Raw genomic sequence first — 13,839 nt, 5'->3', positions numbered from 1 at the left:
TCGCCGCGCCCCCACGCGGCGGCGATGCGGCCTCGGCTGGGCGGTCCCTCGAGAAGGTCGTACGGACATTGCGGACATAAACTGCCAGACATACCCGTGCGGATCGCCCCCGCGCGCGCCGCCAATGCGCGGCTCTGTGCCAGCAGCGGCACGGTCGCCAACATTTCATAGCCAAACAAAAAACCCGCCCGGCATCCCCACCGGGCGGGCCTTCCCTTGCGCGGACCTTCGAACCTCAGGCCCAGGCCTGTTCCGGGTCCGGCAGGGGGATCGCTGACATCAGCTCGCGGGTGTAGGCGGCTTGCGGAGCGGCAAACAGTGCGGCCGTCTCCGCGTTCTCCACGATTTCACCGCGGTAAAGCACCAAAACCCGGCTGCACAGCCGGCGGATCACCGAGAGGTCGTGGCTGATAAAGGCCAGCGTCAGGCCAAGCTCGCGCACCAGCTCCTCCAGCAGGTTCAGCACCTGCGCCTGGCTCGACACGTCGAGGCCGGAAACGATCTCATCGGCAAGGATGAACTCCGGCCGCAAAGCAATGGCGCGGGCGATGCCGACGCGCTGGCGCTGGCCGCCCGAGAGCTCATGCGGGTAACGTCTGGCAAAGCTTTGCAGCAGGCCCACCATGTCCAGCGCCTCGCGCACGCGGGCGGGGATGTTGTCCCTGCCCTGCACCCGCAAAGGCCCGGCGATGATGCCGCCCACCTGACGCCGCGGGTTGAGCGAGGACATCGGGTCCTGGAAGATCATCTGGAACCGCGCGCGCAGCGGCCGCAGCGCGTCTTCGCTGGCGTGGGTGATGTCGCGGCCTTCAAAGGTGATGCTGCCGCTGTCGGGTTCGATCAGCCGCACCAGCGCACGGCCGAGCGTGGACTTGCCGGAGCCGGAGCCGCCGACGATGCCTAGCACCTCGCCCCTGGGGATCTGGAAGCTGAGGCCCTTCAGCACCTCCACCCGCGGCGCGGGGCCCAGGAGGGGCTTCTTGGACATATCCGGGAAGCTCAGGCGCAGATCGCGCATATCGTAGATCACCTCGCTCATTCGGCCGCCTCCCTTGTGCGGTCGCTGAGGGCGACCTCGGCCTCCACCGCAGCGATCACCTCCAGCGGCACCGGGGTGAGGCTGCCGTCCAGGTCGGTGTATTTCGGGGTCGCCGCCAGCAGGGCCGCGGAATAGGGGTGGCCCGGCTGGCGGAAGAATTCGCGCACGTCCGTGTCCTCCACCACCTTGCCCGCATAAAGCACGCTCATCGTCTGGCAGACCTTGGAGACCACGCCGAGGTCGTGCGTTACGAACAGAAGCGCCGTGCCGTGGCGCTCCTGCATCTGGCGGATCAGCCGCAGTATCTGCTTCTGCACGGTAACGTCCAGCGCGGTGGTCGGCTCGTCCGCGATGATGAGCTTCGGCTCCGCGGCAAAGGCGGCGGCGATCAGGATGCGCTGGCGCATGCCGCCCGAAAGCTCATGCGGATAGGCGCGCATCACCCGGGCGGGCTCGTGGATCTGCACCTCCTCCAGCAGTTCCAGCGCGCGGGCCGTGGCCGCCTTGCGGGACCAGCCGAGAGTGTCGACCAGACGGCTGGTGATCTGCGGTCCGATCCGGCGCGAGGGGTTCAGCGCGGTGAGCGGGTCCTGCGGGATCAGTGCCACCTTGGCGCCGATGCGCTGGCGCCGGACGCGGGGCGGCAGCGCCTGCAGGTCCTCCCCGTCCAGCACGATGCGCCCGCCCGTCAATTGAAGCGCGCGCGGCAGGATACCCAGCACCGACTTGCCGATCATCGACTTGCCCGCGCCGCTTTCGCCCACCAGCGCCCGGGATTCCCCTGCGGCCACGTTCAGCGACACGCCGCGCAGCACCGGTACGCCGGTGCGCAGCCGCACGTCGAGGTTTTCAATGCTCAGGTAACTCATCGCAGCACCGGGTCGAAATGGTCCTTCAGCCCCTCGCCAAGCTGGGAGAAGCTGAGAACGGTGAGAAACAGGGTGGCAAGCGGGAAGACCAGCACCCACCAGGCCTGATGCACGGAGGCGCGGCCCTCGGCGATCATGCCGCCCCAGGTCGGCGCATCGGTGGAGACCGAGAGGTTCACGAAGCTCAGGATCGCCTCGACGATCACCGCGATGCCCATCTCCAGCGTCAGGAGTGCCACGATGGCCGGCAGCACATTGGGCAGGATCTCGGCCAGCACAGTTCCGAAACGGCTGCGGCCCGCGACTTGGGCAGAGGCGACGTAGTCCATCTGCGCCTGGCCCATCGCCTCGGCCCGGACCACGCGGGCAAAGCGGGTCCAGTCGATCACCACGATGGCGATGATGATGGAGGTCATGCCGGTGCCAAGCACGGCGATCAGCAGGATTGCAAACAGCACCGGCGGGAAGGCCATCCAGATATCGACCAGCCGCGAGACGGAAAGGTCCACCCAGCCGCCGTAGTAGCCCGCGATGAGCCCCAGCGTGGCGCCGATCAGGCAGGTGAGCGTGCCCGCGATGAGCGCGATGCCCAGCGCAAGGCGCGCGCCGTGCAGGATGCGGCTCAGTACATCGCGGCCGAGGCTGTCGGTGCCGAGGAGGTAGTTCGGATCGGCGCCCGCCTCCCACACCGGCGGCAGGCGGCCCGCGAACAGGTCCTGCGCCAGCGGATCGTGCGGGCTGATCCAGGGCGCGAGCAGCGCCGCCAGGACCAGCAGGGCCAGCCAGCCGCCAGCCAGCCACAGCCGCGGCCCCGGCAGGCGGCGGATCTCTCCCCTCGCGTCACGCATGGCGCAGCCTCGGATTCAGGGCGGCATAAGTCATGTCGACCAGCAGGTTCACCGCGGTGAACAGCAGCGCAAACAGGATCACGATGCCCTGGATCAGCGGCAGGTCGCGGTTGATCACCGCGTCGATCGCCATGTTGCCCAAGCCCTCGTAGGAGAACAGCCGCTCGATGATGACCGTGCCGCCGATCAGGAAGGTGAACTGCACTCCGATCAGCGTCAGCGTCGGCAGGATCGCATTGGGCAGCGCCTCGCGAAGGATGATGCTGGTCTCGGAATAGCCCTTGGTGCGGGCAAGCGTCACGTAGTCGAGGTGCATGGTTTCCTTCAGCGATTGTTTCAGAAGCTGGGAGATGATCGCCGCCAGCGGAATGGCCAGCGCCAGCGCGGGCATGAACATATGCGCCACGATGTCTGCCCAGACGTCGAAGCGCAGGCGCAGGAGGCTTTCCCAGAGGTAGAAATTGGTGTGGAACTCGAAGCCTTGCGCGGGTGAAATCCGGCCCGAGATGTGGAACAGCGGCCAGAGCACGCCGAACAGCAGGATCAGCACCAGCCCCCAGAGGAAATCCGGCACCGACAGCGCCATGCCGCCCGCAACGTCGATGGCGCCCTCGGTCCTTGTGCCGCGCCACAGCGTTGCGGTCAGTGCCATCGCGCCGCCCAAAATCACCGCGATCACCAGTGCCATCACCGACAGCTCCAGCGTGGCGGGCAGCCGGCCGAGCACCAGCTCCGCCACCGGCTGGCGCAGCGAGATCGAGGTGCCGAAATCGCCTTGCAGCACGCCGCCGAGCCAGATCAGGAACTGCTGGAAGATGGATTTGTCGAGCCCGTAGAGCTCTTGCAGCCGCTGGATGTCCTCGGCCGTGGCGCCCGGCGGCAGCATCATGGCAACCGGGTTGCCCGGCACCACGCGGATCACCACAAAGACGATCACGGCAGCGCCGGCCAGGGTCACCAGGGAGGCGGCCAGCCGGATGAGTATTCGGCGCAGGATCTGCATTTCCGTGCCCTTGATAGTGTCGGTTCTTAAAAAAGGGCCGCGGGGGCTGGCATCGCTGCCGCCGCCCCCGCGGCCAGGACAGGCCAGGGGTCTGGCCCTATCCCGGTGTGCGCGCCCCGCGTCAGGCCCGCGTCATCAGATGCGGCAGCAGAGCGCCGGAGGCATGCGGCGTTACCTTCACCGCGTCGCTGTGCAGGATCGGCTGGACATATTGCAGCAGCGGGATCACCAGCGCGTTCTCGGCGATGTGGCGGTCGACGTCCTTCCAGCCTGCGATGCGCTTATCCTCGTCCGGCTCTCCCCAGAGCGGAATGATCTTCTGGATCAGCTCCTCCCCGTCCCAGACCGCATGCGGCGAGGGGCCGAACATGGCAAAGCCGGTGGAGGTTGCCGGATCGCCAATCGCGTTGCCCCAGTTGTAGAAGGCCGCGGGCGCCAGAGTGTCGGCCGCGCGCAGCTCGTAATGCTTGGCGATCTCGTAGACCTCGATCTCCGCCTCGATCCCGACCTTGCGCCACAGGCCGACGATGGCCTGGATGATCTCGTAATCCTTGGGCTTGAAGCCGCGGGTGGTCTGGATGGTGAACTTCACCGGGTTGTCCGGCCCGTAGCCCGAGGCGGCGAGCAGCTCCTTGGCCTTTTCGGGATCGTAAGCGACCTTGATCGAACCGTCGAAGGCCGAGTAATCCGGCGTCTGCAGCGTGTCGATGGCCACCCCATATCCCGACAGTAGCCGGTCGATGATCAGTTGCTTGTCGATTGCATGGGCCATCGCCTTGCGCACGTTGGGATCGGTCATCGCATCGACATCGTTGATGAAGATCATGCCGATGTCGGAGACCGGCGCGGCGGTGCCCTCGATGCCTGCCTTGCCCTTCAGGCGGTCAAACTCCTCGTAGGGCATCTCCAGCGTCACATGGGCGTTGCCGGATTCCACCTCGGCGACGCGGCTGGCGGCGTCGGTTACGAACTTGATGGTCACCGATTTGAACTCGGGAGCGCCGCCCCAGTAGTTGTCATTCGCCTTCAGCCGCACGAAGGCGTTGCGCTCGAACTTCTCCACCATGTAGGGGCCGGTGCCGATGGGCTTGGCCTCGAACCCCGCGGCGCCCATTTCCTCGTAGTAGTTCTTCGGCAGCACATAGCCGGTGAGGAAGCTCATCCACTTGAAGATCGTCGGCTCGTATTCCTTCACATCCGCCGTCACCCGGTTGCCGTCGATGGTGTAATTGCCGACCTTGCCCCAGATGAACTGGATCGGGTTACCGGTCTCGGGCGCGCCTGCGCGTTCCAGCGACCAGACCACATCCTCGGGCGTGAGCGGATCGCCGTTATGCCAGGTGACGCCCTCGCGCACCTCCATCCAGATTTGCGACTTGTCCTCGTTCCAGCCGTAGTCCGTGATGATGCCCTTATCGAAGGACAGGTCCGGGTTCTGGTGGATGAACATGTCGAAGACCGACTGGTAGATGCCCTGGATCGTCGGGTTCACCGCCGAGGGACCCACCGTCGGGTCCCAGCTCGGCAGGTTGACGTTGTAGGCAATCACCAGCTCCTCGATCCCGTTGGCGAGCGCAGGCAGGCCGCTGGCCGCGAGGGCGGCGCCGGCGGCGGTGGACTGCAATACCTTGCGTCTTGTCAGTTTCATCTCGTTCTCCCTGATGGTGGCGGCCGGCGCTTTTTTTTGCGGGGTCTTTTGCCCCTATGCGCCGGCCAGTTTCTGCCCGAGCAGGTATCCCGCCCCGGCTCCGGTTCCCGCCCCGGGCCAGACCGCGGCCCCGGTGTGGTAGAGATCGCGCACCGGGGTGGTGCCATCGGCAAACCCGCGCAGGGGCCGGAACATGAAATGCTGCGAGAGGTGGTGGCTGCCGCAGACCTGGTCGCCGCCGACGAGGTTGGGGTTGTCGGCTTCCAGCATCGCAGGCGTCACCACGTGGCGGCCGAGGATTTTCGCCCGCACCCCCGGCGCGTAGCGATCGAGGATATCGAGCGCGCGCTCCGCCATCGGCTTTGCCGCGCTCTCCCAGTCCTTCGCCGCGATCTGCCCGGCCGCGTCGCCCGCGATCTCCCCCGGCACCATGCGGACCTGCAGCCACAGCACATGCTTGCCCTCCGGCGCGCGGGAGGGGTCAATGGCGGTAGGCTGGCCGCAGACGATCACCGGCTCGCTGGGCAAAAGCCCCGCCTTGGCCTGCGCGTATGTCGCCGCCATCTGGTCGAGGCTGGGCGCCATGTGGACATAGGCGAAGCGCTTGAGATCCTCTCCAGCGGCCCAGTCCGGCAGGCTGTCCATCGCAAGGTGGAGCATCATGGTGCCCGGGGCGTGGGCAAAGCGGGCGAGCCCCTTGTCATAGCGCGCATCGGGCGTGCCGCCGGTCAGCCGCAGCAGCGCGGCAGGCGCGACATTGGCGATCACCGCCCTGTTCGCCCGCACCACCTCGCCGCTGGCCAGCTCCACTCCCGTGGCGCGGCCGCCCTCATGCAGGATGCGGGCCACTTCGGCGTTGCAGGTAACCGAGCCGCCGCGCGCCTCGATCATCGCCACCATGGCGCGGATCATGCCATCGGCCCCGCCCCGCCCCAGCACCATGCCAAAGGCCTGGTTCACCTGACCTTCGAGGTAGGGAAACAGCGCACCGCCCGCTACATCGGGGGCAAAATCCAGATGCATCCCCCAGGCCGCCAGCAGCGCGCGCACCTTGGGCGAGCGGAAGGTCTCCTCCAGCCAGCCGCGCGGCGAGGCGGCGAGGAAGCGGCCCAGGTCCAGCATGCCCGCCCCGCCCATGCCGCGGAAGGATTTCCAGCCCAAGGATGCAAATGCACGTTTACTGATGGGGGAGCCGAGCAGGCCAAAGAGCGTCTCCGCCTGTCTCGGGAACGCCTCGGTCAGCTCCGCCCAGGCGGCGCCGTCGGCGGCATCCTCGGCCGCGATGCGCCGGGTGGTGACGGCGGCATCATTGCTCACCCCCAGCCAAGTGCCATCGGAAAAGACCGAGGCGAAACAGTCGGACGCGGGGGCAAAGGACAGGCCGTGGCGGGCGAGTTCCTCGCCGTATGCCTTGTGAAAAGCCGAGCCCGCAAAGAGCGACAGGTTCATCGCGCCCCAGTCGTGGCGGAAGCCGGGCAAGGTGTACTCCCCGGTTTTCACCGCACCGCCAGGCACGTCCGCGCGTTCGTGGACCGCGACGCTCCAGCCCTTAACGGCCAGATGCGCCGCGCAGGCCAGGGAATTGTGGCCGCTGCCGATAATCACTGCGTCCGCGCTTGCGGGCATCGCTTCTATCCTTCAACTCAATACGGATTGATATTTGCAAATGCATATAAACCTGTCTAGTGTTTCTTTAGTGAGATCCGCAAAGCGGCGCCAGACCGCGGGCAACAGGAGAGATAAAATGACTTCAAACAACGCGTTGGCGGAATTTGGCGCCAAGATTCTTTCGGGTGAAATCGAGGTGGTGGACTGTTCGGGCACCCTGGGGCCGGACACACCGATCCTGCAGCTGCCGGAGGATTTCGCCAGGAACACCCCCAAGGTCGAGATCCACAAGATCAGCGAATACGACGAGGATGGCCCCTTCTTTGCCTGGAACTGGCTGAAGCTGGGTGAGCACTCCGGAACGCATTTCGACGCGCCGCACCATTGGATCACCGGGAAGGACTATGAAGACGGCTACACCGACACGCTGGACGTGCAGCGTCTGGTGGCGCCGGTCAACGTGATCGACTGCTCGAAGGAAAGCGCCGAGAACCCGGATTTCCTGCTCACCGCCGATCTGATAAAGGCCTGGGAGGCCGAGCACGGCGAAATCGGCAAGGGCGAATGGGTGGTGATGCGCACCGACTGGGACCAGCGCGCGGGCGACGAAGCGCTGTTCCTCAACGCCGACGCCGAAGGCCCGCACAGCCCGGGTCCGACCCCGGATGCGGTGGAATACCTCTTGTCAAAGGGCATCGTCGGCTGGGGCAGCCAGTGCATCGGCACCGATGCGGGCCAGGCCGGCCTGATGGATCCGCCCTACCCGGCGCACAACCTCCTGCACCGCGACAACTGTTTCGGGCTGGCTTCGCTGGCCAATCTGGACAAGCTGCCCGCCAAGGGCGCGATCCTGATTGCCGCACCGCTGAAGATCGCGCGCGGCACCGGCAGCCCGATCCGCGCTCTTGCCCTGGTGCCGCGGGGCTGACACGGGATGGCGGACGCCCCCCATATCATTATCGGCTCCGGCATCAACGCGCTGGTGGCCGCGGCGCTGCTGTCCCGCAAGGGGCAGCGGGTGCTGGTGCTGGAACGCTCGGAGCGGATCGGCGGCTGCATGCGCACCGACGAGATCACGGTGCCGGGCTTCCAGCATGATGTGATGGCGGCGACCTTTGTGCTGTTCCTCACTTCGCCTGCCTATGCGGAGCTGGCGGAGGATCTGGCCAGGCACGGGCTGGAGTTCTGCCACACGCCCCGCCCCACCGCCGTGCTGCGCCCGAACGGGCGCGTCACTGTGCTGGAGATGAACCGCGCGGCGAATGAGGCGCGCTTTGATGCGCTTTCCCCCGGCGATGGCGCCAGCCACGCCCGCGACGTGGGCGGGATCGAGGCGGATGCGGAATTTCTCTTCGGCCTCCTGGGCGGGCCGCTGTGGTCGCGGCAAACCGCGAAGCTGCTGGCAAAACAGGCGTGGAAACGGGGGCTGAACGGGCTGAAGGCCTGGGGCGGCCAGGCTCTGCAACCTGCGCGCGGCTGGCTGGAGGCGTCCTACAGCAGCGCCGATGTCCAGGCGCTCTGGGCACCCTGGGTGCTGCATTGCGGGCTGACGCCCGAAAGCACCTATTCCGGCCAGATGGGCCGGGTCATCGCCTTTGCCCTGGAAGCGGCCGGCGCGCCAGTGGTGAAGGGCGGCGCGGGCGCCGCGGCGGCGGCGTTCCAGCGGCTGATCCTTGCCAATGGCGGAGAGATCCGCACCGGCACCGACGTGACCCGCATCCTCACCGAAGGCGGCCGCGCCTGCGGGGTGGAGACCGCGGAGGGCGAGATGATCCGCGGTGCCTCGGTCATTGCCTCGGTCACGCCGGGGCAGCTTTATGGCCGCCTGCTGCCGGATTCCTCCGCACCGGAATCTTTACGGAATTTCCGCCACGGGCGCGGCAACTTCCAGCTTCACTACGCGCTCGACGCGGAGCCTGAGTGGCGCGCCGAGGGGCTGGAGGACGTGGCACTCATCCACCTCGCCGACGGCATCGACAGCGTGTCGAAATCCGCCAACGAGGCCGAGCGCGGCATGCTGCCGGAAACCCCGACCATCTGCGTGGGCCAGCCGCACCGGCTTGACCCGTCGCGCTGCCCGAAGGGCAAGGCCATCCTTTGGCTCCAGATCCCCGATGCACCGCGCGTGATCAAGGGCGATGCCGCGGGCGAAATCGCCACCACGCCCAAGTGGACCGAGGCCACCCGCGAGGCCTTTGCCGACCGCATCGAGGCGATCCTCGCCCGCCACATCGCCAATTTCGACCAGATAAGGCTGGCCCGGCGCGCCTATTCGCCCGCCGACCTGCAATCGCTCAACATGAACCTCGCAGGCGGCGACCCCTATGGCGGTGCCTGCACGCTCGACCAGTTCTTTGTCTGGCGCCCCTTCCCGCAATCGGTCAATAACGCCACGGGAGTGAAGGACCTGGCGCTGATCGGGGCCTCGACCCACCCCGGGCCGGGTCTTGGCGGCGGCTCCGGGTACAACCTGGCAAAGAGGATGGGCGCATGAGCAACGACACCACGGACCACGCTGCGGAGGCGCACCCGCAGGCCCCGCTGCCGCGGCTGGGCGAAATCGGGCTGGAGAACTTCCCGCCCTATCTGATGAACCGCATCATGGGCCGCTACAACGCCTCCTTGCGCACCGAGATGGCGGCGCTGGGTCTGACCACCGCGCAGATGCGGACGCTGGCGGTGCTGTCGGTGCTGGACGGGCTGCTGATCCGCGAACTGGCGGTCTATGCGGTCGTGGAGCAGTCGACGCTCAGCCGCTCGCTCGACCAGCTGGCGCGCGAGGAGCTGATCGAGCGCCGCCCGGACCCGGACGACAGCCGCGCCACCCGCGTCTTCATCACGCCGAGCGGCCGCGCCACCCATGACAAGCTGTGGCCGCATGTGGCCGCCGCCTACCAGCAGATGTTCGAAGGCATCCCGCTGGAGGAACGGCGCCAGTTCACCGCCACGCTGCAAACCATCCTGCGCAACGTGCGGGTCCACCAGATCTAAGAGAACATAAAACTACCCAAGGAGGAGCCGATGGCCGAAAGGTCGTTCAAGGCAGAAGTCGAACATCTGCGTAAGGGTGAGGGGCATACCTTTACCGGTGAGGGCATCCTGGCCATCACCAAGGCTCTTCTGGAGAATGGTGTGGGCTATGTCGGCGGCTACCAGGGCGCGCCGATCTCGCATTTGATGGATGTGCTGGCCGATGCCGAAGCGCTGCTGGGCGAGCTCGGCGTGCGCTACGAGGCCAATGCGTCCGAGGCCGCTGCCGCGGCGATGCTCGCGGCCTCCGTCCACTACCCGATCCGCGGCGCGGTAACCTTCAAGGGTTCGGTCGGCGTCAACGTGGCGTCCGACGCGCTGGCGAACCTCGCCTCCTCCGGCGTGACCGGCGGCGCGCTGGTGATCGTGGGGGAGGATTACGGCGAAGGCTCCTCGATCATGCAGGAGCGCTCTTATGCCTTTGCGATGAAGTCGCAGTTCTGGCTGCTGGACCCGCGCCCTAACCTGCCGTCGATCGTGAAGTCGGTGGGCGACGGCTTTGCCCTGTCGGAAGCGTCCAACACGCCGGTGATGCTGATGGTGCGGATCCGTTCCTGCCATGTGACCGGCACATTCGAATGCCGTGATAACCAGCGCCCGCCGCTCACCGTGCGCGACGCGCTGGCCAATCCGCAGCGCGACTTCGCCCGCGTGGTGCTGCCGCCGATGTCCTACCAGCACGAGCACGACAAGATCGAGAACCGCTGGCCCGCGGCGGAGAAATACATCCTCGACAACGGGCTGAACGAGCGTTTCGGGCCGAAGCAGGGCAAGGTCGGGCTGATCTGCCTCGGCGGCATGTACAACAGCGTGATCCGCGCCCTGCAGCGGCTGGGGCTGGCCGATCTCAGCGGCAATACCGAGGTGCCGCTTTATGTGATGAACGTGGCCTACCCGCTGGTTCACAGCGATCTCCTCGACTTCTGCGACGGCAAGGACGCGGTCTTGATGGTGGAGGAAGGCCAGCCCGAATTCATCGAGCAGCAGCTTGGCGCGATGTTGTTCAAGGCGGGCAGCTCCACCAAGCTCGAAGGCAAGGGCATCTTCCCCAAGGCGGGCGAATACACCGGCCAGGTGATGATGGACGGGCTGGACGACTTCATCCGCAAATACGCCGCCCACCTGCTGCCCGGCCAGGTGCGCGCCCCCAACGCGCCCGCGCCCGAGATCCCCGACCTGAGCCAGACCGTGCCGATCCGCCCGCCGGGGTTCTGCACCGGGTGTCCGGAGCGGCCGATCTTTGCCTCGATGAAGCTGGTCGAACAGGAACTGGGCAAGCACCAGATCTCGGCCGATATCGGCTGCCACCTGTTTGCCGCGCTGCCGCCGTTCGAGATCGGCGGCCAGACCATGGGCTACGGGCTGGGCCCGGCCTCCAACGCGGCCTTTGACGGCGGCGGAGAAAAGCGCGCGATCTCGATCCTCGGCGACGGCGGCTTCTGGCACAACGGGCTCAGCACGTCGATCGGCAACATGGTGTTCAACAAGTCGGACAGCGTGGCGATCATCGTCGACAACTACTATTCCGCCGCGACCGGCGGGCAGGACATCCCGTCAAGCCGCGCGAAAAACGCCAGCAAGTCCACCAACAACCCGATCACCAAGGCGCTTGAGGGTGCGGGCGTCAAATGGATCAGGCAGATCGACCGGTCCTATGATGTCACCAAGATGCGCGCCACCATCCGCGAGGCACTGACCACCGATTACGACGGGCCCAAGGTGATCGTCGCCTCCTCGGAATGCATGCTGAACCGGCAGCGCCGCGAGAAGCCCCAGCGCAACAAGGCGATCAAGGACGGCGCGCGGGTGGAGATCCCCCGCTTCGGCGTCGATGAGGACGTCTGCACTGGCGACCACGCCTGCATCCGGCTTTCGGGCTGCCCGTCGCTGTCGCTGAAGAAGCTGGACGACCCGCTGCGCGACGACCCGGTGGCGCATATCGACCAGACCTGTGTCGGCTGCGGCAACTGCGGTGAGGTGGCCGATGCGGCGATCCTCTGCCCTTCCTTCTACGAGGCGCGGGTTGTGCATAACCCGTCGGAGCGGGAGCGCCGCCGGGCGGGCCTGCGCAGCCGGGTGATCGCCTGGCTGCAGGCGCGCCGCAGAGCGCGGCAGCTCACCTTCGCCGGCAATGACGCGGGGGAGGCCGCCTGATGACTTTGGAACTGCCCATCAACCCGCAAGGCAGCCAGCCCGCGGCCGCCGAGGTGATCAAGCTCGCGATCCTCGCCGTTGGCGGCCAGGGCGGCGGGGTGCTGACAAGCTGGATCGAGGCGCTCGCCCGCGCTGAAGGTTACCACGCGCAGGCCACCAGCGTCGCGGGCGTGGCCCAGCGCACGGGCGCCACGATCTACTACATCGAGATGGCGCCGGGCACGGTGGAAAACCCGGTATTCTCGCTCGCCCCTGCGCCCGGCGACGTCGACATCATGATCGCGGCGGAGATGATGGAGGCCGGCCGCTCGATCCTGCGTGGTTTCGTGACCCCGGACCGCACCACGCTCATCGCCTCCACCCACCGCGCTTTGGCGGTCTCCGAGAAAATGGTGCCCGGCGACGGCATGGCCGATGCTTCTGAGGTACGCGCGGCGGCAGAAACCGCGGCCCGCAAGCTGGTGATGGCTGACATGGAGCGCGCGGCCGCCGGGGCCGGATCGGTGATTTCAGCCTCGCTTTTCGGCGCGCTTGCGGGCTCCGGCGCCCTGCCCTTTCCGCGCTCAGCCTTTGAGGATGCGATCCGCGCCGCGGGCAAGGGCGTGGAGCCGAGCCTGCGCGCCTTTGCCGCCGGGTTCGATCTCGCCCAGCAAGGCGAGGCGCGTCAGGAGGCCGCAGCCGCACCCACCGGCCCTGCGAAGCCGCATGGCCCCGCAGGAAAGCTGCGCAAATGGCGGGCGCTCGCCTCGCGTGTGGCGGAGATGCCGGAAGCGGTGCAGGAGATGGCTCTGCCCGGCCTGCAGAAGGTGGTGGAGTTTCAGGACCTGGCCTATGGCCGGGAATACCTCTCCCGCCTGGACGGGGTGTTAGCACAGGACAGCGCGGACCATGAATATGAGCTGAGCCGCGAGGCCGCCAAGTATATTGCCAACGCCATGGCCTACGATGACGTGATCCGGGTGGCCGACCTCAAAACCCGGCGCAGCCGCTTTGGCCGGATCGAGGGCGAGGTGAGCGCACAAGGCAAGCTGATGACGCTCACCGACTACCTGCATCCGCGGGCCGAGGAGATCGCAAGCCTGCTGCCCGCCGGGCTGGGCGCCAGAGTCGAGGCCAGCCCGCGGCAGATGGCACGGCTGGAGAGACTGTTCAGCAAGGGCCGCCGCATCCGCACCGACAGCCTGCGCGGCTTCCTGATGCTCTACGTCCTTGGCGGCCTCAAGTTCTGGCGCCGACGCACCCGCCGCCACGCGGTAGAGCAGGACCATTTGGACGGGTGGCTCGAGATGGCAATGGGGTATCTCCCCGCGCGCTACGGTATGGCGGTGGAGGTGATCCGCTGCCGCCGCCTGATCAAGGGCTACTCCGACACCCACGCCCGGGGCCTGAGCAAGTTTGCCCGGGTGCTGGAGGGCGCCCGCATGGTGGAGGCGCGCGCAGACGGCCCCGAATGGGTCGCCCGGCTGCGCGAAGCCGCCTTGCAGGACGAAAAAGGCGAGGCGCTGGACGGCGCGCTGAAGACCATCGCCAGCTTCACCTGACCCGGCCGCCCCTGCCGCGCACCATGGCGGGCCGCGGGGGCGGAACCGGCGCCGCGCCCGGCGCCCGCCGAGCAAACGGCTGGCCTTGTATCATATGAC

Annotated in this window: 11 protein-coding genes; 5 read left to right on the top strand and 6 right to left on the bottom strand. The window is 67.1% G+C overall.

The window, feature by feature from the left end:
- Positions 1-235: 235 nt before the first annotated feature.
- From ACOHWE_RS14070 to ACOHWE_RS14045, 6 genes are all read right to left on the bottom strand, one after another.
- Entirely contained in the window at positions 236-1,039 is an 804-nt protein-coding gene (locus ACOHWE_RS14070; protein ID WP_420667251.1) for an ATP-binding cassette domain-containing protein, read from the bottom strand.
- Positions 1,036-1,908, bottom strand: coding sequence for an ABC transporter ATP-binding protein (locus ACOHWE_RS14065; RefSeq protein ID WP_420667250.1), 873 nt, complete (start codon positions 1,906-1,908; stop codon positions 1,036-1,038). Before ACOHWE_RS14065 ends, ACOHWE_RS14070 begins: the two co-directional genes overlap by 4 nt.
- Positions 1,905-2,756 carry an ABC transporter permease gene (locus tag ACOHWE_RS14060; RefSeq protein WP_420667249.1) on the bottom strand — a complete coding sequence of 284 codons (852 nt, stop codon included), beginning with the start codon at positions 2,754-2,756 and terminating at the stop codon, positions 1,905-1,907. Before ACOHWE_RS14060 ends, ACOHWE_RS14065 begins: the two co-directional genes overlap by 4 nt.
- Positions 2,749-3,759, bottom strand: coding sequence for an ABC transporter permease (locus tag ACOHWE_RS14055; RefSeq protein ID WP_420667248.1), 1,011 nt, complete (start codon positions 3,757-3,759; stop codon positions 2,749-2,751). Before ACOHWE_RS14055 ends, ACOHWE_RS14060 begins: the two co-directional genes overlap by 8 nt.
- A 121-nt stretch (positions 3,760-3,880) precedes the next feature.
- Positions 3,881-5,407, bottom strand: a complete 1,527-nt coding sequence (locus ACOHWE_RS14050) for an ABC transporter substrate-binding protein (protein WP_420667246.1) — start codon at positions 5,405-5,407, stop codon at positions 3,881-3,883.
- A gap of 54 nt (positions 5,408-5,461) precedes the next feature.
- Entirely contained in the window at positions 5,462-7,033 is a 1,572-nt protein-coding gene (locus ACOHWE_RS14045; protein WP_420667245.1) for a phytoene desaturase family protein, read from the bottom strand.
- Positions 7,034-7,151: 118 nt separating this feature from the next.
- Between ACOHWE_RS14045 and ACOHWE_RS14040 the strand changes: the two genes are divergently transcribed.
- From ACOHWE_RS14040 to ACOHWE_RS14020, 5 genes are read left to right on the top strand one after another with little or no spacing between them, the layout of a single operon-like run.
- Entirely contained in the window at positions 7,152-7,943 is a 792-nt protein-coding gene (locus ACOHWE_RS14040) for a cyclase family protein (protein ID WP_420667243.1), read from the top strand.
- Between the two features lie 6 nt (positions 7,944-7,949).
- Positions 7,950-9,509 carry a phytoene desaturase family protein gene (locus ACOHWE_RS14035; RefSeq protein WP_420667241.1) on the top strand — a complete coding sequence of 520 codons (1,560 nt, stop codon included), beginning with the start codon at positions 7,950-7,952 and terminating at the stop codon, positions 9,507-9,509.
- Positions 9,506-10,006, top strand: coding sequence for a MarR family winged helix-turn-helix transcriptional regulator (locus tag ACOHWE_RS14030; protein ID WP_420667240.1), 501 nt, complete (start codon positions 9,506-9,508; stop codon positions 10,004-10,006). The genes ACOHWE_RS14035 and ACOHWE_RS14030 overlap by 4 nt, the downstream gene beginning before the upstream one ends.
- Before the next feature lie 30 nt (positions 10,007-10,036).
- Positions 10,037-12,199 carry a thiamine pyrophosphate-dependent enzyme gene (locus ACOHWE_RS14025; RefSeq protein ID WP_420667239.1) on the top strand — a complete coding sequence of 721 codons (2,163 nt, stop codon included), beginning with the start codon at positions 10,037-10,039 and terminating at the stop codon, positions 12,197-12,199.
- A complete protein-coding gene (locus ACOHWE_RS14020; protein WP_420667238.1) occupies positions 12,199-13,740 on the top strand; it encodes an indolepyruvate oxidoreductase subunit beta family protein in 1,542 nt (513 codons plus the stop codon). Before ACOHWE_RS14025 ends, ACOHWE_RS14020 begins: the two co-directional genes overlap by 1 nt.
- Positions 13,741-13,839: the final 99 nt, after the last annotated feature.

This window comes from Cribrihabitans neustonicus, assembly GCF_048820895.1.
Lineage (GTDB): Bacteria > Pseudomonadota > Alphaproteobacteria > Rhodobacterales > Rhodobacteraceae > Cribrihabitans_A > Cribrihabitans_A neustonicus.
Note: the sequence above shows the minus strand (reverse complement) of the source record. Positions and strands in the feature narration are given on the sequence as shown.

What these genes read in the sequence shown, in the direction of transcription:
- ACOHWE_RS14065 (WP_420667250.1), bottom strand. Translation starts at nt 1,908, where the DNA reads ATGAGTTACCTGAGCATTGAAAACCTCGACGTGCGGCTGCGCACCGGC.
- ACOHWE_RS14050 (WP_420667246.1), bottom strand. Translation starts at nt 5,407, where the DNA reads ATGAAACTGACAAGACGCAAGGTATTGCAGTCCACCGCCGCCGGCGCC.
- ACOHWE_RS14070 (WP_420667251.1), bottom strand. Translation starts at nt 1,039, where the DNA reads ATGAGCGAGGTGATCTACGATATGCGCGATCTGCGCCTGAGCTTCCCG.
- ACOHWE_RS14025 (WP_420667239.1), top strand. Translation starts at nt 10,037, where the DNA reads ATGGCCGAAAGGTCGTTCAAGGCAGAAGTCGAACATCTGCGTAAGGGT.
- ACOHWE_RS14020 (WP_420667238.1), top strand. Translation starts at nt 12,199, where the DNA reads ATGACTTTGGAACTGCCCATCAACCCGCAAGGCAGCCAGCCCGCGGCC.
- ACOHWE_RS14045 (WP_420667245.1), bottom strand. Translation starts at nt 7,033, where the DNA reads ATGCCCGCAAGCGCGGACGCAGTGATTATCGGCAGCGGCCACAATTCC.
- ACOHWE_RS14040 (WP_420667243.1), top strand. Translation starts at nt 7,152, where the DNA reads ATGACTTCAAACAACGCGTTGGCGGAATTTGGCGCCAAGATTCTTTCG.
- ACOHWE_RS14055 (WP_420667248.1), bottom strand. Translation starts at nt 3,759, where the DNA reads ATGCAGATCCTGCGCCGAATACTCATCCGGCTGGCCGCCTCCCTGGTG.
- ACOHWE_RS14030 (WP_420667240.1), top strand. Translation starts at nt 9,506, where the DNA reads ATGAGCAACGACACCACGGACCACGCTGCGGAGGCGCACCCGCAGGCC.
- ACOHWE_RS14060 (WP_420667249.1), bottom strand. Translation starts at nt 2,756, where the DNA reads ATGCGTGACGCGAGGGGAGAGATCCGCCGCCTGCCGGGGCCGCGGCTG.
- ACOHWE_RS14035 (WP_420667241.1), top strand. Translation starts at nt 7,950, where the DNA reads ATGGCGGACGCCCCCCATATCATTATCGGCTCCGGCATCAACGCGCTG.